Origin of the sequence: Sphingobacterium puteale (assembly GCF_050986225.1) — a bacterium.
Classification (GTDB): Bacteria; Bacteroidota; Bacteroidia; order Sphingobacteriales; family Sphingobacteriaceae; genus Sphingobacterium; species Sphingobacterium puteale.
Genome location: NZ_CP158959.1, coordinates 1243450 through 1266604 on the forward strand (window position 1 = coordinate 1243450; position 23155 = coordinate 1266604).

Below are 23155 nucleotides of genomic sequence, written 5' to 3' on the forward strand. Positions count from 1 at the left end.
CTTATGGGGAGACTAAACGGGGAAATCACTACAAGCCCGTCGAATGATTTTTTTAAATCAAATGTACTAGGGCAGCGCTCAGGGCTGTTTGTACTTTTCTTTACAGAAATGTGGGAACGATTCTCGTTCTATGGAATGCGGGTCCTATTGATGCAATTTTTAACTGCTGCGGTTATCCAAGGGAGTCCATTCTCTGGCTGGGCATGGACTGCTCAACAGGCAGGCGCATTGTATGGGACTTATGCCATGATGCTTTATTTGACACCGATCCTCGGAGGAATCATTGCTGATAAATATATCGGATCCCGGAAAGCCGTTATTATAGGTTCGGCGATTATGACTTTAGGGCATGCCGCAATGGCTTTTGATACCGCCATTATGTTTTTCTTGGGGTTGATCTGTCTGGTTATCGGAACGGGCTTTTTCAAGCCGAATATGCCTTCAATCCTTGGTGAGATGTATAAAGACCTTCCTGAAAAGAAGGATGGCGCATATACCATATTCTATATGGGGGTTAATGCGGGCGCTTTCTTTGGGATGATGCTCTGCGGTTATATCGCTGAAACGTATGGATGGCATTGGGGTTTTGGATTAGCCGGTATTTTTATGCTCTTAGGTACACTTCAGTTTGTTTTCGCAAAACCGCTCATGGGCAACCTCGGTATTTTGGACAAGTCTGTGACCGGTGAAAAGAAAGAAGCCAAGGTTAGCGATACGGATACCAAAAATCCGTTTACATTAAGAGATTATGTGCTGATCGCTATCGTATCCATTATAGGTTTTTTATATGCTTTTAATGACCCATTGTCGAAAAATGACATTATTGATGTTTTCGAGAGGCTGGATACTTCCTTTTTGAGAGGCCAATATATCATGGTCATTATTGCATTGATCTTGTTTATTTATTTGATCGTTTCCCGGATTTTGCGTTATGACAAGACTGTTCGGGACAGGATGTTTGCCGTGGTGCTTTTGGCATTTTTTCTTATTTTCTTTTTCATGAGCTTTGAACAGGGCGCAACTTCACTGGTTATTGTCGCAAGAGATAATATCGACAGAGCGCTTACAGGCACTGCATTGATGACATTTAATGTGGTCAATGGTTTATTAACCATTGTACCGCTGTCAATTATCAGTTGGGTCTTAATTAAATTGGCTAGGGTTACTTGGAACAAGATCGCAATATCCAATATCGTTTTATTTGTCTGTTTTGGACTGATCTGGGGTGCAGCAATCTGGATGCTTTATCAGGAGTTTAACAAAGAGGCTTCAGAAATCAAAGTCTCTTGGTTCTCAATTCTTAACTCCTTTTTTATTATTGCATTAGCGTCCACAGTTTCCAAGATCTGGGAATCGAAATATAATCCTTCGGCAGCATTTAAATATGGATTTGGTCTGATTCTGGTTGCCATCGGATTCCTGATTATCGGATTGGGATCATGGGGGATAGCTCCTGGAGTAAAAATCTCCATGGTATTTCTTGTCCTGACTTACCTATTCCATACTTTGGGTGAATTGTTTATTTCACCAGTGGGTTTGTCTTATGTTTCTAAATTGGTTCCAGCACGGATGTTGGCTTTTATGTTCGGTATCTGGTATCTAGCGATCGCTATTGCACAAAAGGTTGCAGCGGTATTGGGCGGACAGGTGGAAACAATTCAACAAGAATATTCGTTGAGTCACTTTTTCTTTTTATTTACAGCGATTCCAGCTTTGGCCGGATTGCTTGTCATGCTGTTCAATCCTTTGATCAAAAGATTGATGCACGGAATTAAATAATAACTATATAAGCTTCTTTTGCGAAAGAAGCTTTTTTGATTAATATAAATACAGTATGGAGGCGAGTAAACACGAGTCATTAGAGGAGATTCAAAATTTTAAGGGCAAGTACCCACGGCAAATCTGGAGCCTATTTTTCTCAGAAATGTGGGAGCGGTTTTGTTTTTATGGCATGCGGGGCATGTTGGTGTTTTTTATGATCACACAACTGAATTTTGCAGAGAAAGAGGCTAATTTACAGTATGGAGCTACTCAGGCATTTGTCTATGCTTTTACATTTATTGGTGGTCTTTTCGCTGACAAGATTTTGGGTTTTAGAAAATCATTGTTCTGGGGCGGTATACTAATGATTGTAGGGAGTCTTTTCCTGGCGGCAGATCCACATCAATATTTCTTTTTTGGTCTCTCATTTATTATTATTGGTACCGGATTTTTTAAACCGAATATCTCTACGATGGTGGGAGAACTCTATCGTGATGGAGATAGCCGTCGTGATGGTGGTTTCTCGCTGTTTTATGCCGGGATCAATCTAGGTGCATTTTTAGGAGGCTATGTTTGTGTCGCTATCGGTAAAGGGTATATGTTGAGCTCGGTTATCTCCGAACCTCACCGTTGGAATGTTGCCTTTGGTTTAGCTGCAATCGGGATGCTGGCAAGTTTGATTAATTTTCACTTTACCAAAAGACACCTTGGACCTATCGGGCTTCAACCCGGGCACCCAGATGCTATCGTAAAGACGAAAGCCTTGCCAAAATGGGTTGAATATGCGGTATACGCGCTGACCTTGATCTTTATACCTGTAATTCAGATCATGGTGTCGAAAACCCAATATACGGACTACTTTATGTATACTATTGGCCCATTAACACTTTTATACCTGTTTTATGAAATGTCACAAGTGACCAAGGAGGAACGTAAGAAATTAATTGCTGCACTGGTATTTATTTTGTTTTCCATTATCTTTTGGGGGATATATGAACAGAGTGGTGGTTCATTGAGCATCTTTGCTGCCAAGCACCTGAATGACTCTTTATTCGGGGCCGTGACACTTGATCCAAACGGTGTCAATAATTCTGGGGGTGCATTATTTATTATCGCCTTAGCACCATTATTTGGACTATTCTGGATCTGGTTGGGAAAACGTAAACTTGAACCGAATACCATTATCAAGTTTGGATTGGGCTTTGTTTTCCTAGGGCTAGGATACTATGTGCTTTTTGCTACACGTCTTTTTGCCCATGATGGGATGACCTCATTGGATATCTTTACACTTGCCCTATTAGTGATTACCGTCGGGGAGCTCTGTCTTTCGCCAATTGGACTGTCCATTATGACGAAACTGTCTCCGGCAAGGTTACAGGGTATTATGATGGGAATGTGGTTTTTGGCGAGTGCTTATGGACAATATGTGGCGGGCTTGATCGGTGCGGGTATGGCTGAAGCAAAAGAAGGAAGTTCGCTGACGGATAACTTAGTGACCTACACCGAAAGTTATAAGCAATTGGGCTTGTATTCGTTAATCGCAGGTGTGGTGCTCATCGCATTGTCGCCTGTTGTGCGGAAGCTCATGGGAAATGTGAAATAATTTCTGACTATTTAAAGTCCGCTATTCCTACGATAGTGATTCGTGTCTGTTTCGTATCTGCTTCGGGATATAGTCGTATCAGCTTCGGGGTGTTACAGTGATGAGAGCGTGGTGAGTCCGTGGTGAGTCCGAGTATAACACGGATTCACCACGCGAGTAAAGCATTGACAGCTCTCTCTTACCTGCTCTCAGGGGCGGAGGTGGGCCAAATATGTCCCGAAGTATAGTCGAAAGATAGTCGAATCATGGGGGATACTCGGACTCTGTTCAGGGGAATTAATGTATGTGTGTGTTTATCGGCTTATTTGTAACATATTTACATGTAATAAATTTTATTATTTATATTTTGTTGTATAATGGCGTAGGTGTTATGTGTAAATAAAAATTTCAAAGCACTGCGGACATTTGGAGAAGTCTAGTAATTCTTGTGCTAAGATTTCCCATTTTCCTAACGTATATATAAGGCCCGAGGTATAAGAATAAGACTGCCGCAGAAATTAAGGAGGCAAGGAGTAAACAAAAAAGCCTGATTAGAAATAACCAGGCTTTTTTGTTTATCCATATATCCATTTGAATTTATATTCTTTTTCGGGAACCTTCATGCGATCTGCTAATCTTGCAAGACGATCCGGTAATTTGAGGAGATAGTCTCTTGCTTTTTCTCCCTGATCATTCAGTCCTGAAACTTGATCAATCTTCCACTCATTATTAAGTTCTTTCAAGATATCAACATAATCTAAAGCGGTATATACGCCTAATCGCTGTGCAGCATCTGAAAAATGGGCAAAGGCGTCACCCTGAGGTTCGCCTGCTTCTCTTAAAAACTGTGCCGGCATAACGATTTTCTTACGCATCATATCTTCAAAAGCTATCATCACTTCGCTAGGGTCTACAGTCAGGGCTTTTGATATGAAAGACATATAGGCCTTGGCGTGACGTGCTTCATCCGATGCAATGACACCACACATCTTCGCTAGAAGCTTATCGCCACTTTTTTTGGAAAGTCCCGATACCCGACGGTGGGATACGTTGGTGGCAAGTTCCTGGAATGAGGTATAGATAAAGTTACGGTAAGGATCAGCACCAGTCCCAATATCAAAACCATCTTGTATCAGATATTGTGTGGACATCTCAAACTGACGCATATCTATTCTTCCGGATAAGTAAAGATATTTATTCAATAGATCCCCGTGGCGGTTTTCTTCGGCAGTCCAGGCACGAACCCATTTCATCCATCCACCTTGTTCATTTTTATCGACATCCTCGACCATAGTCAACCACGATTCGTAGGTCGGAAGCGCTTCTTCGGTAATTGTATCGCCAATTAATACCGCGACCAAGTCATACGAAAGTTCTTTGGCACTTTCCTGTAAATCTCTTATTTCCTCAAAAAACGTATCCCTTGAAGCGTCTGGAAGGAAATCAGCGGGTTGCCACATTTCTTCTACAGGCTTCAGGTATTCGCTCATTTCATTTAACATGAAAGGCTCCAAGTAGGCCATCACTTCTTTACGTGAGCCTTCTGGTAAATTTAGAGGTAATTCTTGCATATCATTACAAAGGTAAATAAATAGCGTCAATAAATTATAAAAGCATGAGAGAATTGTTTAAAATGGTAAAAGGGGATAAAAGGAGCTTCTTTAACCGGATTGAGCCACGTTATATTGCGGGGGACAGCCGGCTTGGGCAATTGATAATGACATAAAAAACAGATTGCTCAGCCCGTATTCGATAAAATACTATTAACTTTGTATAAATTATGGAGACGACTTTGGAAACATATAACATAGATAAAATACGGGCAGATTTTCCTATTCTAAAAAGAGAGGTGAATGGCAAACCTCTGGTTTATCTGGATAATGGTGCGACGACACAAAAGCCCAAGGCGGTAATAGATGCCATTGCACATTATTATACGGATATGAACAGTAATGTACACCGAGGTGTTCACTACCTGAGCCAGATATCAACGGATGCTTTTGAGGTTACCCGTAAAAAGCTTCAATCTTTTATCAATGCCCCCGAAGATAAACAAGTGATCATTACCAAGGGTACGACTGACAGCATCAATCTGGTAGCAACTTGTTATGGAAGGGCATTTATACATGCAGGAGATGAGATCATCATTTCTGCGATGGAACACCATTCCAATATTGTTCCCTGGCAGATGCTCTGCGATGAGAAAGGATGTAAAATCCGTGTTATCCCTATGAATGACAAGGGGGAGCTTGATATGGAAGCTTACCAAAATTTATTCAATGAAAGGACCAAGCTAGTTGCAGTAACCTACGTTTCCAATGCATTGGGAACGATCAACCCGGTGAAGGAGATGATCTCGATCGCACATGGCAAGGGAGTGGTTGTCCTGGTTGACGCGGCACAAGCTGTTCAGCATATTCAGGTGGATGTGCAGGATCTTGATGTTGATTTTTTGGCGTTTTCTGGACATAAAATGTACGGGCCGACAGGTGTCGGTGTGTTGTATGGTAAGGAAGAGTTATTGAATGCGATGCCTCCTTATCAGGGTGGCGGTGATATGATCAAAGAGGTGACTTTTGAAAAGACAACTTATAATGAATTGCCTTTTAAATTTGAAGCTGGAACACCGAATATCGAAGCTGGAATCTGTTTAAACGAAGCTATTGACTATATCAATTCAATCGGCTTAAAGAATATCGAAGCTTATGAGCACGAGCTGTTGGACTATACCTTGGAAAAATTGTCCCAGATTCCTGGAATGAAATTTATCGGCACCGCAGACCAAAAATGCTCCGTCATTTCATTCATTATCGAAGGTACGCACCCCTATGATGTAGGTGTAATTTTGGATAAATTGGGAATAGCGGTGCGAACCGGTCACCACTGTGCACAGCCTGTAATGGACCGTTTTGGTATTCCGGGCACAATTCGGGCTTCATTGGCACTTTACAATACAAAAGAAGAAATAGATATCTTGGTGGCAGGCATTCAGCGTGCTGTCAATATGTTGGTGTAATAAAAATGGTTATGACAATTAATGAAATACAAAATGAATTAATTGAGGATTTTGCTTTCTTTACCGATTGGATGGAAAAATATGAGTACATCATTCAGCTTGGGAAAGAGGTTCCTTTAATTGATGAGCAATATAAGACAGAAGAATATATTATTAAAGGCTGCCAGTCCAAGGTATGGCTGTATCCTGAGGTCAAAGACGGAAAAGTGTATTTCACGGCTGATAGTGATGCAATTATCACCAAAGGTCTGGTTAGTCTGATGGTCAAAGTACTGTCTGGACATACGGCAAAAGAAATTGTTGATGCAGACCTGTATTTCGTTGATGAAATAGGGTTAAAAGAGCATTTGTCGCCGACCCGTGCTAACGGTTTATTGTCGATGATCAAACAAATGAAATTATATGCACTGGCATTGCAGGTCAATGCTTAGCTGATACAGAAAAGGGGATGATCGTTATCCCCTTTTTTTATACACATTATAAGCATAAGCGCTTGGCCATTGGCTGATAAGTTTATCCCGTTAAATCTTTTATAATGATTTTTTTTCATCTTCATCAGCGCTTCTCCGGCTCCGGAAGTCTCGACAACGATCGGGGAGTTGCCGGTTACACGGCTGTTTGAAACGGTCTGACAGTATAGATCAAAAGCCTCTTTCGCATTTTGATCAAACCAGATCGACGGTATAATAGAATTTCCCATATGCGTATATTTTTTGGTTGAAATTCATTATTTATATTTATCATTTAATCCTTTATTGGCAATAATCATCGGCCTGATTTTTTCCAGGCGGGATAATTTAGTTTTTTCCTGTTTAGCCTCGCTAATATATTGGATATATTCTTTTTGTTTTCCGGGAGTTAAGGCATTGAAATGCTCATGAAATACCTTATCTGAACGAAGCGCTTCCTGTAACAGACCGGATGGAGGGATAACTTCTTTTTTAACCGGTTTAATTTCTTTTCCTTCGTCAACAGTTTGAATAGATTCTTGGATGTATGCTTCAATTTTGGCACTATCCATCTCATTCACATCCTTAAAACGCCATTGGCGAAGTGCTTTGGTTTTTCCTTCTGAAGCACTGATCAGAACATTTTCCTTATCTTCTAAAAATACGCCGTTATAGAACCAGAGGGAGAAAAAGTTTTTGAAACCGCCCCATCCGATAACATTCTTTCCTTTGTGTGTATAAACGTAACTTCCCCATTTGAATTCTTTTTTCAGTGTGGTTTTTAACACGATCTGTTGCATCATTTCTTCTGCTTGCAGCCAATTCCCACGGTTTTTATGCCAGTTGGGACCTTGCTTATCTCTGAATTTTTCGATATTGAAGGCAACAATATCCAGAATGATTTTTTCGGGTATGGGTTGGTCTATGGGAATCTGAATGGCGCCTTTTGTTGTTTTGAAAGCTTTGAGCCGGGGAGCGAAATGTTCAATGGCGTCCGGCCCCGGGTATATTCCGAGATGCTGCTTATTCATGGCAAAATGAATCAGATTGCCATTCAATCGAAAGGTAGGCATCTGGTAGGAAATGGTTTCTGTGGCCGCGGTGGGGACCATCCCGGCAATAAGTTTGTAGATCTGGATGAGATATGCTTTCTTATCCCCCTCAAATTGGTTTATATACGCGTCGATTGTTGAAATGCTGCTTGTCATACTATTATTCCTGATCCTTGATCCTTGTGTATTTTGTTGATAAAAATTGGATAGTCTCCTGCATTAATGTGGTCAGATGATCCGTATTGATATCAGTTAGTTTTTTAATATAAATACAGGCTTTTCCCTGTTTGAATTTACCCAATTTTTCCACCAGTAGTCTATGTTCGTCAAGTCCGGTATACACATAAAGCGAGATCGCAGCTTTTCGCGGGCTGAAGCCTATCAAAGGCGCATAACCTTCGTGTCCGTTCGCGTATATATAATGATACTGCCCAAAGCCAATGATGGATCCGCCAAACATCTTTGGGGCTTCATTTGAGACGGAATGCATCAGATGGATAAGCCGGATACTGTCTTCTCTTTTTTGCACGTCCGATATTTCTTGAATAAAGTCATTTACATCCTTTTCTGTATAGGAAGTTTTGTTTACCGCCATTGCCCTAATTGTTGTTAAAACATAAAATCAAACGCACCTTTTCGAAGATTGATATTATATTCGAGATAAGCCTTCATGCAAGCCAGAAAGTTTGCCCATCCTTCCGTTTGTCGCATCATGATCAAAATGCCATCTTGATCGTTGTTCATTTCATGTTCCGTAATTTTGACGACGGTAGCGTCTTCCCCAAAGGCAGACAGGTTGATTTCAACCAGCTGGTTGGCGATCCCACCGCTCCAGTCAAACGAAATATAGCTGTCCGGGTGAATTGTTTTTCCGGTTACTGGAAAACTGTCGGGGAATTCGGGGAAAGTCCATTCTACGGTTTTCCCGGTCTCTAATCGTCCAGTTGAGGACTTAATAAAATAATGGTTCATTTTATTCGGATCAACGATGGCTTCAAAAACTTCATGGACGGGTTTTTGAATCTGAATGCTTGCTTTTGCAGTTAGCTTTTCCATGATTTTAAAATAAATTTTAAACAAATATTATATAAATACCGATAGCTTGTATCTCCTTGGAATAAAAATAGGCCAAAGAGACAACATCTTAGAAACAGTAAATGTCAAGATGCAATTTTTGAGCGTACCTATTGAGCCCATGCTGAAATTCCATGGAAGCATGTTTACCATCTCGAAAATGGTTTGTTGGCCGATTGCCCACAACAGCAAAGGGTCTGACGGTCTGGGGCCCAGAGGATCCGGAATGATGTATTGCAAATGAAAGGGTACTTGTCCGTGTAAAATATACTGACCGTCTTTGGTGACTTTGATAAAGATTTCACTGGTGTTGCCTTTCGACCCGGTTTGAACATGCCAATAATCTGAAGAATTGCTCATGCGTCCTTAAGTTTATAATATAAGATAAACAGTGCAGGGCTGGATAGGTTTTATCTTTTTTGACTTATGTGCTTATTACCCTAAAATGAACAAAAATTACACCTTATTCATTTCGTTTTAGGTTATTTTTGGCAATAGTATACATGATTACAGTTGAACCATACGCCTCTCTGTGCTTGCGTTCGGCTTAAAGAGACAATTATAATATCGAAACTTATGATCAATACTAGGTATTGCCTTGTTTTAGTGCTTTCAGCAGCTGTGATGGTGGGCGTTGGGCAGGTTAAAAATGCCAATAGGGGAAATGAAGCAGCAGCGATGTTTAATGATCCTACTGCAAGGGACAGTCTTGCGATATCAGCTGCGGAGACAGGCTGGTGGAAGCAATCTGTAACAGGACAAAGACGGCGTGTTCAAAAATGGAAAAAGGCCACCTTTGGCATGTTTGTTCACTGGGGTGTTTATTCGCAATATGGTAATGTCTGGAAGGGGAAAAAAGGAGGAGGGTATGCCGAACATCTTATGCGTGTCATGCAAATCCCTCGTCAGGAATACCTGGATTCTGCCGCCAGATTTAATCCCGAAAAATTTAACGCTGAAGAATGGGTAATCTTGGCGAAAAATGCCGGTATGAAGTATTTTATGATCACCGCGAAACATCATGATGGCTTTGCCATGTATCCATCACAATATGCTAGTGTTTATTCGATAAAGAGTACTGCATTAAAAAAGGATCCATTGATGCAACTGGCACAAGCTTGCCATAAACATGGTTTGTTATTCGGATTTTATTATTCTCATGCATTCGACTGGGAGCATCCCGATGCACCGGGAAATGACTGGGATTATAATAACCCGGGTGGGGACAAATTGCTGGGAGGAGCAAATTGGTTTGACAGTCATCCGGAATGGTTGCCTAAAGCAAAACGCTACGTCGATGAAAAGGCGATTCCGCAAATAAAAGAGCTGATCCATAGATATCATCCCGATTTGCTCTGGTTCGATACACCGCATAAGCTGCCGTTATCCGAGAATTTAAGAATTCTGCAAGCAATCCGGGATACTGACCCCGCTATCGTTGTTAACGGACGATTAGCGCGTACAGGTGACCGGAATTACGGTGATTATTTGAATACTGCTGATCGACCGGAAGAGTTTTATCCCGTCCCTGCAGGAGCTTATTGGGAGGCTATTCCCACGACGAATGATTCATACGGCTATTCCTCGACGGATAAAAATCATAAACCAGCGGCACATTTTATCCAATTGTTGGCCAAAGCCACTGCTATGGGTGGAAATATCCTAATGAATATTGGCCCGAAAGGCGATGGTAGCATTGATGCAGCTGATGTGACTATTTTGGAAGGAATAGCCACATGGATGGCAAAGAATAAGGAAAGTGTCGTCGATGTGATGCTTTCGCCCTTACCGCGTCAACAATGGGGAGTGATCACAAAAAGAAACAGCACTTTGTATTTGCATGTCTTTAAAAAGCCGAAAGGAGAGAGATTAACTGTAGGTGGACTTACGATGGCGGTTAAATCCATTTCTCTGCTGTCTTCAAAGAGAAGGATCAAAGGTCATACTTCAGATACTGCCGGACTCCATATTCCATTGGATCAAATAGGAGATGATTGGGCAGACGAAGTTATTGCTGTTCAGTTAAAGCGGGATAGCGTTGCGCCTGAATCTAATGGTCTGATTTACGTTGATGTGCAAATTGCGGAAAATCGTTTATTGTCATTTTACGCAAAACAATATGGAGAACCGATGAAATTCGGGGATGGAAAAAGAGACCGTTACTATGTCTCCGGATGGAAAAATAGCAATCAGTATCTCGGATGGGATATTAATGTGTTGAAATCTGCGCGGTTTAAAGTCGCGGTACGCTATGTCAAGGATGTGGAAAATACAGGCGGGGATATGGTTTTAAAAATAGCCGGAAAAGAAATCAACTTCACCATTGATCCGGCATCGCCTAAAAGCAGCTATGGAAACTCCCTTATGCTCGGACAAATAGATATTCCGGCCGGAAAGCAGTCAATGGAACTCCATGTAAAAAATATTGTTGGGATGGAGGCCGTTAAGTTTTTGGAGGTGGTTCTGACACATGATTAAAAATGGAACTCGGCCGGCCCCATGTTCGAATCCTAATTCCCTTAAACAAGAAAAGCTAATCTCGTGATTAGCTTTTCTTTTGTGATCCCGCTGGGATTCGAACCCAGGACCCATACATTAAAAGTGTATTGCTCTACCAGCTGAGCTACGGAATCCTTTCTGTTTTTGAAAGTGATGCAAAGGTATAAAAAGATGTGATTGTGTCCAAATGTTTTTGTTCTTTTTGTTTAAATATTTTGTAACAGTTTATAAATTACGCTTTTATTTTTTTAGAAGAACGGCTTCTTGTTTTAAAATGGCAGGAATCTGATTGTGAATCGAGCGATTTTGTTTAGGCTTTTCGCTTTTTTAGAAGAAACGGGGGTGTTTTAAAATAAAAAAAGTCGGCAACAGCTGCCGACTTTTTTTATTGTGAGAAATAGAGCAAGTCACATTATTCCGTGACAACGCCCATATTACTGAATTTGTCAATACGTTCTTTGATCAATGTATCGCTGTCTTTTGCTGTCAATTCAGCTAGATCTTTCAATAATTGTTCTTTCAGATGAGCTGCTGCCTGTGCTGGATCTTGATGAGCACCGCCCAATGGCTCAGGAATGATTCCATCTATTAATCCGTTGCCCAACATATCAGTGGAAGTTAGTTTTAATGCTTCCGCTGCTTTTTCCTTGTGATCCCAGCTTCTCCATAAAATCGAAGAGCAAGATTCTGGCGAAATAACGGAATACCAAGTATGTTCCATCATATATACACGGTTGCCTACTCCGATACCTAAGGCCCCGCCCGAAGCACCTTCACCTATGACTACACAGATGATAGGAACTTTAAGTACAGCCATTTCCATTAGGTTGCGTGCAATAGCTTCACCTTGTCCGCGCTCCTCAGCTTCTAAACCCGGGTAAGCACCCATGGTGTCGATTAATGTAATGACTGGCTTATTGAATTTTTCAGCCATTTTCATCAGGCGCAATGCTTTACGGTAACCTTCCGGATTGGCCATGCCAAAATTATGGTATTGACGCTCTTTGGTGTTTTTACCTTTTTGATGACCAATGATCATAACGGGATTGCCATCGATGGAGGCCATGCCGCCTACAATCGCCTTGTCGTCTTTTACCGTACGATCACCATGCAATTCGATAAACTCATCGCAGATTGCTTCGATATAATCATAGGTCTGTGGACGATCCGGATGACGTGACATTTGAACATTCTGCCATCCTGTTAAATTGCTGTATATTTCTTTTTCCGTAGAAGCAAGTTTTTCCTCAAGTTCACGAACGGTTGCGCTCATATCAACTTGAGTTTTTTCGGCAACTTGTGTTACCTTTTCAATCTGCAATTGCAAATCTGCAATTGGCTTTTCAAAATCAAAAGTGGTTTTCATATATCTATTTTATGAAAATATTCAGGGGGCTAATTTAGCGCATTTTTTCCGAAATTAAAATTTGAGCATACAATATCATTGGAAATCCTTTGTTACATTTGCGTTATAATCATTGTGGTGGCTTAGTTTTTGATTGTAAGCCTGTGAAAAATGTTGACTTATGCTGAAAAAATACTTTTACTTTCTTTTTCTATTGATTTCGCCCATACTTGCCAGATCAGAAAGCTATCCGGAGGTACTGTTTGATAATAGTATAATTAATGGAAGTTATGCGAAAAGCATGGCACATTATACAGGCGAGTCCTGGATACAAAATGTGAATCACAGCCTTCCGGTTTCAGATAGCTTGTTTTTTACTCCGGGGAATTCACTTTCCCTACGTTACGTCTCTTCTCCAAATGGAAAATGGGAGACCAGTATATTAAATGATAAGCAGAAATTTCAGTATATGATTGCCAAGGATGATCATTTAACATTTAAATTATTCATCCAAAGTAATACTGAAAAGGGGCAGTTGCCTAAAGTTGCCCTACAACAAAATGATGTACGCTCCAATGCATTGGATATTAGTTATTACATTGATGACTTTGCGTATGATACCTGGCTCAATGTTTCTATTCCTGTGTCAAAATTTGAAGGAATTGTCACGGGAAAGGCGGTGTCTTCGTTGCTACTTGAACAAAATGGTACCGGTACCACTACGCATCAGCTTTTTATAGATCAAATCGAGTTCCTCCCGAAAAACTACCCAAAGGTTAAGCTATCATCGGCTGCTATCTTGTCTAAAATAGGTGCGGTGGACAAACAGGTTGAACTTGTATGGCAATTGCCATTAACTCCGAGTATTCGCTACGTGAAAATTTATAGATCCGAAGATAAGCTGAATTATCAGCCAATCGCAGTCTTACCGATTTATGTGCAGAAATGTCTCGACAGGGTGAACGAGTATAATAAAAGCTATTATTATAAAATAGCCTGGGTGGATTACAATTACGTAGAATCTCCATTTTCAGATGTAAAGGAAATACAGACCAAAAAGGGAACCGATGCGGAAATGTTAAGTTTTATTCGCAATGCCCACGTGAATTATTTTATTGATAATTATGATGTGAACAGTGGGATGTACCTTCCTGACCGTGGAAATCGTCAGGCTATAGTTTCAACCAATGAAACTGGCTATGCTATCCTGGGTTTACTTGTTGCTGCTGAAAACCAACTGATATCGAGACAGGCTTTGTTGGCACGGATGACACGGATGGTGAAATTTTTGAGCGCGGCGCAAAATCATCAGGGCGTGTTTACTGCCTTCTATGATGGGAGATTGGGGGTGCCTTACTATCGTGATTCTGTACCGACCTATGATGTAAGAGGTACTTCACATCTGATGGAGTCATTATTGATCGCCCGCGAATACTTCAGTAAAGATGATCCGCAGGAGCAATCCCTACGGAAATCAATTACGGCATTATGGGAACGAATTAATTGGAGGTATTTTACTGATCCAAATAACTCGGATGTTCTTTGGAACAAGTGGTCTCCTATAGATACTACGGCGAGATCCCGTCAATTGGGCGGGTTTAACGAGAGTCTTAGTACTTATGTGCTTGCCATGTCGTCTCCAACACATCCTTTGGCTGCTTCAGCTTACACAAATGGATTTGCAACTAAACATGCAGACGGAATAGATTTTAGTGATGAATTGAGCGCTTTGGTACCGGAGATAAGGACAAAGTTGATTGATTCTCTTGCGCAAACCATAAGTAGCAATCCCCTGATCGGTAGCATAGGGAATGTACCCGTTTCCATTTATTCGGACGATAAGGTGATTTTTGCTAAAAGTATTGCTGGAGGTAATCTGACGGAATCGTTGATGTCTGTTTATCGGCCATTTTTGATCATGAATCCGAATGGGAAGGTGGATAATTTTGTGGACTATAAAAAGTACCTCTCAGACTATATACTTGCCTATAAACGGAGAGACAATGAATTGAATATCGGGACGAGATTTACGGATATCTGGGGTGTTGAACAAGTGGATAATGCTTACCAGGACCAGGGATATTTTGTAAATCCGGCCATTTCAATAGCCTCCTATCCCTTTGAAAAGGAAATCGGTCTGAAAGCCTTGCGTAAATTTTATGAGGAGTATGCAGATGTTCTGTTTACACAATATGGATTCAGGGCTTGGATCGATCTCAAAAATAATGATGTTTCTGAAAGTTACCGGGCGAGAAATCAGGCCACGATAGCTGTAATGATTGAAAATGCCAATTCAGGCCTGATCTGGAAGCTGTATGAGCAAATTCCTGAAATTAAAAAGACATTGGATATGGTATATTTGAAGAAATAGATTTGTTACGATCCGATGAACGGAAAGGAGCTCCTTTTCTGGTCTTTTTTCCTTATATTTACCCTGTTTAAATCGACAATAAATACGTTAAAAACGATGCTTAGAAAAATTAATTTGGGACTATTGGCCGTATGTGCAGGTTTATCATTATTTTCTTGTAAACAACAGGCTATTGTAGTAAATCCTGGAGCTGTTGTCACAAAAGATGGAACTGATGATGGTTTGAAAAATGTGAAAAAGGACTTTAATGATGCGAAAAGGACTGACGAAGGAATTAAATTCAGTATTTCGTCGGATCTATTGTTCCCAACAAATTCTTCCTATTTATCTGAAAAAGCAAAGGCTGAAGTAAGTAAGCTGGCCTTAATCCTAAAAGAGAACGACAATAAAATTAAAGTTGACGGCTATACAGATGCTACCGGCACTGTCGAGTATAACCAATGGCTTTCTGATAAACGTGCTGCTTCCGTAAAAAAGTTCCTTGTAGATTCGGGTGTACAAGAGTCTCGTATTACAGCAAAAGGTTTTGGCCAGTCAAATCCTGTTGGTGATAACAAGTCACCAGAGGGACGTCAAAAAAATCGAAGAGTGGAAGTAACTATCTTGGATAAAAAATAAATTATCAGGATCTTTTTCCTGAATGAAAAGCGAGATATTTTATAAATATATCGCTTTTTTTATGCCTTAAATGGAAGATGATGGCTTCTTTAACGGATTTAATTGGGTAGCTCATACCCTTACATGTCAATTCCCTGGAGACGGTGCCGTTAATTTCCGTACGTAAGATTTGCGTTCAGTTTTTTGTGTTTTTTTTGTTGTGGTTGGGGCCATTTATTGCGCTATATCTGTTTATGCCCGACACCGCATTTTGGAAAGATCTCTCTTTCTTGTTTACAAAATCGGCGTACTTTACAATCGGGGGGTCTTATACCGTTATTCCCTATGTTGCAAATTTGGTGACGGAAAAATTTCTCTGGCTGACAAAGACACAAATGATAGACGGTTTCGCATTGGCAGAAACAACGCCGGGGCCATTGGTTATTGTGTTGGCCTATGTGGGATTTATGGCTGGATTTAATCATTTTGACCACTCTTATGCAATGGCTGCGGTAGGTCTGGCGGCTACAGCTTACTTTACTTTTTTGCCCAATTTTGCATTGATCTTTATCGGTGCGCCGCTTATCGAACGCTCTCAAAAAAATAAAGCCATCCAGTATGTACTCTCCTTGGTCACCGCTTCTGTAGTAGGTGTGATTGTTAATTTAGCTTTTTATCTAGGGCAGGGAATTTTGTTTCCAACAACGTCCGGTTCGGTAAATTTGGACTGGAAGGCGTTACTTTGGGTAGCTATTTCAATTTTTCTCTTATTTAGATATCGGATAGGAATGCTGCAGCTTATACTTTTGAGCCTCGTTTACGGATTTTTACTGTACCTGTTGCCATAAACAAGAAAAGCCCATCGACTGATGGGCTTTCTTGTACCTAGGGCGGGAATCGAACCCGCACTCCCTTAACGGGAACAGGATTTTAAGTCCTGCGTGTCTACCAGTTCCACCACCTAGGCAGGTGAGCGAAAAACGAGATTCGAACTCGCGACCCCAACCTTGGCAAGGTTGTGCTCTACCAACTGAGCTATTTTCGCATGGAATTTTTATTTCAACTTTAAAAAGAACCTCGTGTTCCTTTTTGGTGATGCAAATATAGAGCGAAAAATTAATATTGCAAAATATTTATTTACTTTATTTTGTTGTTTTTTATAACTCCTTTGAATTCAGTATAGAAAAAATTAGATCGCTTTCAAATCCTCTGGAGAGGGCAAATTGATAGACTTTGTTCTTGACGATGAACGAATCTTTGTCTTTGATCTCCCGAATTTTCTTGTCAATAATATTTTCCAAGATGTTCTCATATTCATCGGGGTCGATCTGTTTGAAAGCAATTTTTATCAGCTGTTCTGAAACACGCTTTCCTTTTAACGCTTGTTTGATTTTAATTTTCCCCCAGCCTTTCATGCGTAGTTTACCGTTGCAATAGGCGATGGCAAAGCGTTCTTCGTTCAGAAAGTTTTCTGCAATTAAATTCGCTATACTATTTTCAACGTCTGCCTCGTGTAACCCCCAGCTATAGAGTTTGTCCCTTACTTCCTGCTGGGATCTTTCCTGATAAGCACAATAGCTTTCAGCTTTTAACTTAGCCTGACCGGGGGTCAGTATCTTTTTGTTTTTTCTATCTTCGTCAAACATATTGTCAAAATTTCAAAAATAATATGAAATAACTAAAAAAATGTTCAGTTTTGATCCAATCAAAATACCAGGAGAATGTACAAAATATCGGAAATCGTCCAGATTTTACATCCTAATCGCACGTTTATCACGGATCCCAATTCTTTAGTCCAACATTTATTTTATGATAGCCGCAAGATTGTTCAGGCAGATAACGGTGTGTTTTTCGCGCTGCAGAAGAGTAGGGATGGCCATCATTATATCAAAGAGGCCTATGATAAGGGGGTAAGAAACTTTGTCCTGCAAATTGATGAAGAACAGGAACAGTTATTTCCGGATGCAAATTTGATATGGGTCAACGACAGCCTCGAATCCTTGCAGGTATTGGCGGCTTATCATCGGCAGAAGTTTAGCTTTCCTGTCATTGGGATCACTGGCAGCAATGGGAAGACAATAGTCAAGGAATGGTTATATCAACTGATGTCCCCGGAATATAAGATCTACCGAAGTCCCAAAAGCTATAACTCTCAATTGGGGGTAGCGCTTTCTTTATGGGGCTTATCTGATCAGTATAATCTTGCCATTATCGAAGCAGGCATTTCGGAAAAAGGCGAAATGGTTAAGCTTGAAAATATGATAAAACCAACGATCGGTCTGCTAACAAATGTGGGCGTGGCTCATAAAGCTGGTTTTGAATCAAAGAAGGAAAAGATCTATGAAAAGATAAATCTGTTCAAGGACGTCGAGACGATGATCTTTCCCAGCCGTTATGTAGAGGATATTCAACTGCCTTATCGTCCTCGAAAATTTTCATGGGGATACGATGAAGGGCTCTCATTGGAGGTTTATTCGCTCAAACAGGTGGACGATAAATTTACAGTGGCCACACTTTTCTATGGTGGACGGACATTTGCCGTTGAGGTACCTTTTGTTGATAAAGGGAATGTAGAAAATGCCATCAACTGTGTTGCAGTAATGTTGCGTTTTGGCTATGAAAAAGAGGTTATCGCATCGAGAATTAAAGAGCTGCAGCCTGTCGCCATGCGGCTTGAACTGAAGAAGGGTAAAAAAAACAGCTCTATTATTGATGATTCCTATAGTAACGATTTGGATGCTCTCCAAATTGCACTTGAATTTTTAAATCAACAGGGACAGCATCCGCGCAAAATCCTCATTCTTTCGGATTTGCCCGGGGTTAGTTTAACGGATGAGAAAAGTTTGTCAAAACTGAAACGGTTACTTTCGGAGTACCATTTGGATCAGTTGATCTTGATCGGTGAGATCTTAACCCAAGTCGCTGATCAATTTGCTGTTCCATCGGTTTCTTATACCAGTACCACAGCATTTTTGGACGATATAAGGTCACTTCAATTTGAGGATTCTACCGTTTTATTAAAGGGGGGACGGGAATTTCATTTTGAACGGATCAGCCGCTTATTGGTGGCAAAATCCCATGATACAGTGCTTGAGATCAACCTCAATGCGATGGAGAATAATCTGAATGTCTATCGTCAGCTGTTGCCAAAACATGTGAAACTGATGTCGATGGTCAAGGCTTTTTCCTATGGGAGCGGAAGTTTTGAGATTGCGAACCTGTTACAGTTCAATAGGGTGGATTACCTTACAGTGGCTTTTGCAGATGAAGGTGTCGATCTAAGGGGGGCTGGAATCACACTGCCTATTGTTGTGATGAGCCCTGATGAAAATACCTTTGAATCTATCGTCCAGTATAATCTTGAACCTGAAATTTACAGCTTTAGAGTACTTTCTTCATTTTTGAATTACCTGAAGGGAAGAGGGATTTCATCCTTTCCGGTGCATATCAAAGTGGATACGGGAATGCATCGCCTCGGTTTTATGCCGGATGAGGTGGATAAACTGATTACTGAATTAAACACCGACGCCATACTGCAGGTAAGGTCGGTCTTTTCCCATTTGGCTTCTGCCGGAAATAAAGAAGACAACGCTTTTACCCAACAGCAGATTGATCTTCTCGATCAGTTTACAAGGCGCCTTGAAGAGGGGCTGGGATATTCTTTTCTGCGCCACATTGCCGCTACTTCGGGTATCGAACTATGGCCGCAGGCCTATTTTGATCTGGTTCGGCTCGGGATCGGACTGTATGGGATTGACGTCGAACGGCATGATCTCCCCCTTCGGGAGGTCAGTAGTCTGAAGACCAATGTAACTCAAATAAAGCACTTGGCGGCGGGAGAGACCGTTGGTTATAATCGGCATGGGGTATTGCATCGGGATAGCAAAACGGCAACGATAAAAATTGGATATGCGGATGGATATGACAGGCGTTTTGGGAACGGTGTAGGCAAGATGATGGTTAATGGCCAGCTTGTACCAACAATAGGAGATATCTGCATGGATATGTGTATGCTTGACGTGACAGATATCGAAGTGGCAGAGGAAGATGAAGTGATTGTTTATCCGGATATTAAACTCGCGGCAAAAGCTATCGGTACTATCCCTTACGAACTCCTGACGAGCATTTCGCAGCGGGTAAAAAGAGTATATTTTTATGAATAATAAAGGATATTCTGCATTTTTGTATAAATATATTTGATTTCTAACTCATGCTCGGTAAATTATTCAGGGGATTTATTAATTATTTAATTCGCGGTATTCTCGTTGTTGTGCCATTGGCGGGTGCTGTTTTTCTGATCTTATGGGTTTTTGCATCGATTGATTCAGCGCTGAACCTGACAGAACATTTTCTACAGGACGAAAAGGGACATCCCTTATATATTCCCGGAATCGGAATCTTAACTGTGATCCTTATCCTTGTTCTGGCTGGCGTGATATTTACGAATTTTGTGACGGACCCGATCAAAGTCTGGATCAACCATCAGATCAAGAGAATACCGCTCTTAAATACCTTGTACACGTCAATTAAGGATTTTACCGAAGCCTTTGTTGGGGATGCCAAGAAATTCAATGAACCTGTGCTGGTCACCGTCAATGAGTTTGGGCTCAAGAAGATCGGTTTTCTGACACAGCATGATTTAAAAAGTTTAGGTCTTGACGATGAGGTTATGGTTTATTTTCCATATTCTTATTCTTTTGCCGGGCAGGTAGTTATTATTAGTGCGGATAAGGTTAAAAAATTAAACATGTCGCCTACCGATGCAATGAAACTTGTTGTCTCCGGGGGAGTCAGTGGTATTGAGCATTCGTAGGCTAATACAACGCATAAAAAGGGCTGGAAATTTAAATTTCCAGCCCTTTTTATGCGTTGTAAACTGTTGCATTGATTTATTAGGACTTCCTTTGGCCTAAAGTTGGATTCACAGGTGGAATGGGAATATAACCATCATCCCCCGGAACTTTTGGAAATTCGTGTTGTTCCCATTTAGCCCTAGCGGTTTTTAAGGTTTCGATGTCAGAAGCGACAAAATTCCAGTCGATGTAGCGTTGTTCAGGGAAGGGTTCACCGCCAAAGATATATACGGAGGTGCCTGCTTTCATTTCGAACTCACATAACTTGGCATCCTTTGCGACCAAAATTTGCTTTGGACCAAATTCCTGGCCTTCAGCCTGTACTGAGCCCTGAAGAATATACAAACCGCTTTCACCATAGAGATGTTCGCCCAGTTTAATGCGGGAATCCTTTTCTGCTTTAATTTCAATAAGATATAAAGGGCTGTAAACCGGTACTTCCGAACGGTGGCTGTTGATCTCGCCAGCAATCAGACGATAACTTACACCATCTTCGGTCCAATGCGGAAGCTGTGGTTCTTCAATATGAACGAAGTTGGGCTCCATCTGTTCAAGATCCTTTGGCAAAGCGACCCAGATCTGTAAACCATGGAGGTCATGTTGTGTAGACCGTAGGTAATCCGGCGTGCGCTCGGAATGAGTTACTCCTTTTCCGGCTGTCATCCAGTTTACTGCTCCGGGTTTTATTTCAACGGCATTGCCTAAACTATCTCGGTGCATGATACTTCCCTCAAAGAGATAAGTTAACGTGGATAATCCGATATGAGGGTGTGGAGCAATATCCATGAAGTGAGGTTCGGAGATGGTGTCAGGCCCCATATGGTCAATAAATATAAACGGACCGACCATACGTTTTTGTCTGAAAGGAAGTAGTCTTCCTACCAAGAAATTGCCTATATCTGCGGCTCTTTCTTCAATCACTATTGCAATATTTGACATAATGTTTCCTTATTTTTGTGTGTTTATTCTAAAGCAATTTAAGAAATGTCAGGTATAATTGATCGTATTCTAGGTAAAAAGTCTGTAAGAAATGAGGTGGCAATGGCGCTATCCAATAGATTGTCATTTGAGAACAGTCAATGCGACCGTTTTCTGCTGACGAAGGTGTTGACGGAGGGTACGGTATCAGAAACAGAATATATGCTGTTTCAAAAAAAGCTTTTGCTTTTGGAATTGGATAAACAGCAGGCTATCGAAGCTGAGCTGGATCTGCTGTCGCAATATATCGCAATGGTCAAGATGTTGATGCCTGCTGGTTTTTTACTCAAATGGGAAAATCGTTTTCAGCCGGAAAAAGAGCTGCTGCTGCCTCCGCTGATCTTATTTCCCATGGTGCAACATGCCGTAACAAACGGATATAATGGTATGTCTTCCCATCCCATCCGGGTTCGTCTATCAGGGTCTTCAAAAGTGCTGCTATTTGAGGTCAGCCATCGTGCAAACCATTATCTGGAGGGCCAATTTAAGCATACCTTGATTGAAGATTTTCGAAATAGGCTAGAGTTTCTTTTTCCAGAACGACATAGTTTGCTCTTGAATAGCAACAGCAATACCTGTCGCGCTACACTCACAATTCATTTCTAGATAACCCCAAAATGCTTTAAGGCATTCCAGATGCCGTTGCTGTCCACATCGTCGGTAATATAGTCCGCGATTTCCTTTACTTCGGGATTCGCATTTCCCATAGCTATACCAAGCTGTGTGTGCGCAAGCATGGTAATGTCATTTCCTCCATCACCAAAAGACATGGTTTCGGAAAGCTCAATACCGAAATGTTTTAGAAAAACATCTATACCTACTTTTTTACTTTGCCCCATCGGGTTAACATCTGCAAAAATGGGCGTCCACCGGGAAGCAACAGAGTTGGGCATAACATTTTCCATAAACTCAGCCTCTTGTTCCGGGTTGATAAATACATTGACCTGCATGACGGATTCCAGATCAAAGTTGTCTTCATAGTTGCGTATCGGCGGGGTTTTTACGTTAACTTGCTGATACATCCTAAGCACTTCGGGCGTAACCTGATTTAAGGAGATCTCTTTGTCTGACATAAATGAAAACGTGAGTTCGGGATGATGCTTCGCGTAATCAAGTAATGAAAGGATGTCTTCTTGAATAATATTATTTTTATAAATAACCTGTTCATCTTTGGTGACACAGTATCCGCCATTGAACGTGATAAAACCGTCGAAGTCAAGGTAACGGATATGTCCTAATTGATTAAAGGACCGGCCGGTAGAAACGAAAACTTTTATATTTTTTTCTTTTAATAATTGAAATGCCTGCTGTGTGGAGTCGGGGACTTGATGTGTTTTGAAACTTAACAGTGTCCCGTCTATATCAAAAAAAATCGCTTTAATCATAGAAATTCGAGTCGAATTCAAATATAGTAAATAACCGGGATAGTGTAGTAGATACAATATTAAATAGCTGTTATGTTTGTGTGGGATTCAATGCATTTTTACCTCTTGAGCTTTCGTTGAAATACTTTGCTTTCTTCCTAAACCTATGAAGATGCTAAAAGTGGTCATTCCGAATGGCTGTCAAATGGTCTGC

Annotated in this window: 21 protein-coding genes and 3 tRNA genes; 11 read left to right on the forward strand and 13 right to left on the reverse strand. The window is 40.9% G+C overall.

The genetic code is table 11. The features are described from left to right. Positions 1-3 precede the first annotated feature (3 nt). Both ABTV71_RS05130 and ABTV71_RS05135 read left to right on the forward strand, forming a co-directional pair. Positions 4-1779, forward strand: coding sequence for a peptide MFS transporter (locus tag ABTV71_RS05130; RefSeq protein WP_433902408.1), 1776 nt, complete (start codon positions 4-6; stop codon positions 1777-1779). A gap of 55 nt (positions 1780-1834) precedes the next feature. Next, positions 1835-3364 (forward strand): peptide MFS transporter, encoded by a 1530-nt coding sequence (locus ABTV71_RS05135; RefSeq protein WP_433902409.1) that lies wholly within the window; start codon positions 1835-1837, stop codon positions 3362-3364. Positions 3365-3918: 554 nt separating this feature from the next. On the opposite strand, the gene ABTV71_RS05140 is transcribed toward ABTV71_RS05135, so the two are convergent. Continuing rightward, positions 3919-4914, reverse strand: a complete 996-nt coding sequence (locus tag ABTV71_RS05140; RefSeq protein WP_121126498.1) for an acyl-ACP desaturase — start codon at positions 4912-4914, stop codon at positions 3919-3921. A gap of 209 nt (positions 4915-5123) precedes the next feature. Here ABTV71_RS05140 and ABTV71_RS05145 point away from each other — a divergent pair, with 209 nt between their 5' ends. Both ABTV71_RS05145 and ABTV71_RS05150 read left to right on the forward strand, forming a co-directional pair. Beyond that, complete coding sequence (locus tag ABTV71_RS05145; RefSeq protein WP_433902410.1) at positions 5124-6359, forward strand: SufS family cysteine desulfurase; 1236 nt, start codon at positions 5124-5126, stop codon at positions 6357-6359. 11 nt (positions 6360-6370) lie between these two features. Beyond that, positions 6371-6790 carry a SufE family protein gene (locus tag ABTV71_RS05150; protein ID WP_108636977.1) on the forward strand — a complete coding sequence of 140 codons (420 nt, stop codon included), beginning with the start codon at positions 6371-6373 and terminating at the stop codon, positions 6788-6790. Here the strand turns inward: ABTV71_RS05150 and ABTV71_RS05155 are convergent. From ABTV71_RS05155 to ABTV71_RS05175, 5 genes are read right to left on the reverse strand one after another with little or no spacing between them, the layout of a single operon-like run. Then, entirely contained in the window at positions 6787-7059 is a 273-nt protein-coding gene (locus tag ABTV71_RS05155; RefSeq protein WP_433902411.1) for a VOC family protein, read from the reverse strand. The two genes, ABTV71_RS05150 and ABTV71_RS05155, sit on opposite strands and share 4 nt — an antisense overlap. Positions 7060-7086: 27 nt before the next feature. Then, complete coding sequence (locus ABTV71_RS05160; protein ID WP_433902412.1) at positions 7087-8016, reverse strand: DUF1801 domain-containing protein; 930 nt, start codon at positions 8014-8016, stop codon at positions 7087-7089. A 4-nt stretch (positions 8017-8020) separates the two neighbouring features. Beyond that, positions 8021-8455: a DUF1801 domain-containing protein gene (locus ABTV71_RS05165; protein WP_433902413.1), complete on the reverse strand. Its 435-nt coding sequence runs from the start codon at positions 8453-8455 to the stop codon at positions 8021-8023. Positions 8456-8469: 14 nt separating this feature from the next. Next, complete coding sequence (locus ABTV71_RS05170; RefSeq protein WP_121126494.1) at positions 8470-8916, reverse strand: SRPBCC domain-containing protein; 447 nt, start codon at positions 8914-8916, stop codon at positions 8470-8472. A gap of 27 nt (positions 8917-8943) precedes the next feature. Further along, positions 8944-9294: a hypothetical protein gene (locus ABTV71_RS05175; protein ID WP_433902414.1), complete on the reverse strand. Its 351-nt coding sequence runs from the start codon at positions 9292-9294 to the stop codon at positions 8944-8946. A 216-nt stretch (positions 9295-9510) separates the two neighbouring features. Between ABTV71_RS05175 and ABTV71_RS05180 the strand changes: the two genes are divergently transcribed. Continuing rightward, positions 9511-11412, forward strand: a complete 1902-nt coding sequence (locus ABTV71_RS05180; protein WP_433902415.1) for an alpha-L-fucosidase — start codon at positions 9511-9513, stop codon at positions 11410-11412. Between the two features lie 82 nt (positions 11413-11494). Here the strand turns inward: ABTV71_RS05180 and ABTV71_RS05185 are convergent. Then, positions 11495-11567, reverse strand: a tRNA-Lys gene (locus ABTV71_RS05185). Positions 11568-11845: 278 nt separating this feature from the next. Next, a complete protein-coding gene (locus tag ABTV71_RS05190; protein WP_121126491.1) occupies positions 11846-12799 on the reverse strand; it encodes an acetyl-CoA carboxylase carboxyltransferase subunit alpha in 954 nt (317 codons plus the stop codon). A 160-nt stretch (positions 12800-12959) separates the two neighbouring features. Between ABTV71_RS05190 and ABTV71_RS05195 the strand changes: the two genes are divergently transcribed. The 3 genes from ABTV71_RS05195 to ABTV71_RS05205 all read left to right on the forward strand — a co-directional run bounded on the left by ABTV71_RS05195 (position 12960) and on the right by ABTV71_RS05205 (position 16594). Continuing rightward, a complete protein-coding gene (locus ABTV71_RS05195; RefSeq protein ID WP_433902416.1) occupies positions 12960-15149 on the forward strand; it encodes a glucoamylase family protein in 2190 nt (729 codons plus the stop codon). A gap of 96 nt (positions 15150-15245) precedes the next feature. Then, complete coding sequence (locus ABTV71_RS05200) at positions 15246-15767, forward strand: OmpA family protein (protein ID WP_121126540.1); 522 nt, start codon at positions 15246-15248, stop codon at positions 15765-15767. A 233-nt stretch (positions 15768-16000) separates the two neighbouring features. Beyond that, a complete protein-coding gene (locus ABTV71_RS05205; protein ID WP_433902417.1) occupies positions 16001-16594 on the forward strand; it encodes a chromate transporter in 594 nt (197 codons plus the stop codon). 34 nt (positions 16595-16628) lie between these two features. Here the strand turns inward: ABTV71_RS05205 and ABTV71_RS05210 are convergent. The 3 genes from ABTV71_RS05210 to ABTV71_RS05220 all read right to left on the reverse strand — a co-directional run bounded on the left by ABTV71_RS05210 (position 16629) and on the right by ABTV71_RS05220 (position 17392). Next, positions 16629-16713, reverse strand: a tRNA-Leu gene (locus ABTV71_RS05210). Between the two features lie 5 nt (positions 16714-16718). Next, a tRNA-Gly gene (locus ABTV71_RS05215) sits at positions 16719-16791 on the reverse strand. Between the two features lie 112 nt (positions 16792-16903). Continuing rightward, entirely contained in the window at positions 16904-17392 is a 489-nt protein-coding gene (locus tag ABTV71_RS05220; protein ID WP_121126488.1) for a regulatory protein RecX, read from the reverse strand. A 75-nt stretch (positions 17393-17467) separates the two neighbouring features. Between ABTV71_RS05220 and ABTV71_RS05225 the strand changes: the two genes are divergently transcribed. After that, positions 17468-19909, forward strand: coding sequence for a bifunctional UDP-N-acetylmuramoyl-tripeptide:D-alanyl-D-alanine ligase/alanine racemase (locus tag ABTV71_RS05225; RefSeq protein ID WP_121126487.1), 2442 nt, complete (start codon positions 17468-17470; stop codon positions 19907-19909). 47 nt (positions 19910-19956) lie between these two features. Continuing rightward, positions 19957-20559: a DUF502 domain-containing protein gene (locus ABTV71_RS05230; RefSeq protein ID WP_121126486.1), complete on the forward strand. Its 603-nt coding sequence runs from the start codon at positions 19957-19959 to the stop codon at positions 20557-20559. A 79-nt stretch (positions 20560-20638) separates the two neighbouring features. Here ABTV71_RS05230 and ABTV71_RS05235 read toward each other — a convergent pair whose 3' ends face one another. Beyond that, positions 20639-21538: a pirin family protein gene (locus ABTV71_RS05235; RefSeq protein WP_121126485.1), complete on the reverse strand. Its 900-nt coding sequence runs from the start codon at positions 21536-21538 to the stop codon at positions 20639-20641. A gap of 45 nt (positions 21539-21583) precedes the next feature. On the opposite strand from ABTV71_RS05235, the gene ABTV71_RS05240 reads away from it, so the two are divergent. Next, on the forward strand, positions 21584-22183 hold the full coding sequence (locus ABTV71_RS05240; RefSeq protein ID WP_433902418.1) for a hypothetical protein: 600 nt from the start codon (positions 21584-21586) through the stop codon (positions 22181-22183). Here ABTV71_RS05240 and ABTV71_RS05245 read toward each other — a convergent pair. Then, the gene (locus ABTV71_RS05245) at positions 22180-22962 is read right to left on the reverse strand and encodes a Cof-type HAD-IIB family hydrolase (protein WP_121126483.1); all 783 of its coding nucleotides are present in this window, start codon (positions 22960-22962) and stop codon (positions 22180-22182) included. The genes ABTV71_RS05240 and ABTV71_RS05245 overlap by 4 nt on opposite strands. Positions 22963-23155 lie beyond the last annotated feature (193 nt).

Coding starts and splice junctions, on each gene's coding strand:
- ABTV71_RS05130 (WP_433902408.1), top strand. CDS start 4: ATGGGGAGACTAAACGGGGAAATCACTACAAGCCCGTCGAATGATTTT.
- ABTV71_RS05135 (WP_433902409.1), top strand. CDS start 1,835: ATGGAGGCGAGTAAACACGAGTCATTAGAGGAGATTCAAAATTTTAAG.
- ABTV71_RS05140 (WP_121126498.1), bottom strand. CDS start 4,914: ATGCAAGAATTACCTCTAAATTTACCAGAAGGCTCACGTAAAGAAGTG.
- ABTV71_RS05145 (WP_433902410.1), top strand. CDS start 5,124: ATGGAGACGACTTTGGAAACATATAACATAGATAAAATACGGGCAGAT.
- ABTV71_RS05150 (WP_108636977.1), top strand. CDS start 6,371: ATGACAATTAATGAAATACAAAATGAATTAATTGAGGATTTTGCTTTC.
- ABTV71_RS05155 (WP_433902411.1), bottom strand. CDS start 7,059: ATGGGAAATTCTATTATACCGTCGATCTGGTTTGATCAAAATGCGAAA.
- ABTV71_RS05160 (WP_433902412.1), bottom strand. CDS start 8,016: ATGACAAGCAGCATTTCAACAATCGACGCGTATATAAACCAATTTGAG.
- ABTV71_RS05165 (WP_433902413.1), bottom strand. CDS start 8,455: ATGGCGGTAAACAAAACTTCCTATACAGAAAAGGATGTAAATGACTTT.
- ABTV71_RS05170 (WP_121126494.1), bottom strand. CDS start 8,916: ATGGAAAAGCTAACTGCAAAAGCAAGCATTCAGATTCAAAAACCCGTC.
- ABTV71_RS05175 (WP_433902414.1), bottom strand. CDS start 9,294: ATGAGCAATTCTTCAGATTATTGGCATGTTCAAACCGGGTCGAAAGGC.
- ABTV71_RS05180 (WP_433902415.1), top strand. CDS start 9,511: ATGATCAATACTAGGTATTGCCTTGTTTTAGTGCTTTCAGCAGCTGTG.
- ABTV71_RS05190 (WP_121126491.1), bottom strand. CDS start 12,799: ATGAAAACCACTTTTGATTTTGAAAAGCCAATTGCAGATTTGCAATTG.
- ABTV71_RS05195 (WP_433902416.1), top strand. CDS start 12,960: ATGCTGAAAAAATACTTTTACTTTCTTTTTCTATTGATTTCGCCCATA.
- ABTV71_RS05200 (WP_121126540.1), top strand. CDS start 15,246: ATGCTTAGAAAAATTAATTTGGGACTATTGGCCGTATGTGCAGGTTTA.
- ABTV71_RS05205 (WP_433902417.1), top strand. CDS start 16,001: ATGCCCGACACCGCATTTTGGAAAGATCTCTCTTTCTTGTTTACAAAA.
- ABTV71_RS05220 (WP_121126488.1), bottom strand. CDS start 17,392: ATGTTTGACGAAGATAGAAAAAACAAAAAGATACTGACCCCCGGTCAG.
- ABTV71_RS05225 (WP_121126487.1), top strand. CDS start 17,468: ATGTACAAAATATCGGAAATCGTCCAGATTTTACATCCTAATCGCACG.
- ABTV71_RS05230 (WP_121126486.1), top strand. CDS start 19,957: ATGCTCGGTAAATTATTCAGGGGATTTATTAATTATTTAATTCGCGGT.
- ABTV71_RS05235 (WP_121126485.1), bottom strand. CDS start 21,538: ATGTCAAATATTGCAATAGTGATTGAAGAAAGAGCCGCAGATATAGGC.
- ABTV71_RS05240 (WP_433902418.1), top strand. CDS start 21,584: ATGTCAGGTATAATTGATCGTATTCTAGGTAAAAAGTCTGTAAGAAAT.
- ABTV71_RS05245 (WP_121126483.1), bottom strand. CDS start 22,962: ATGATTAAAGCGATTTTTTTTGATATAGACGGGACACTGTTAAGTTTC.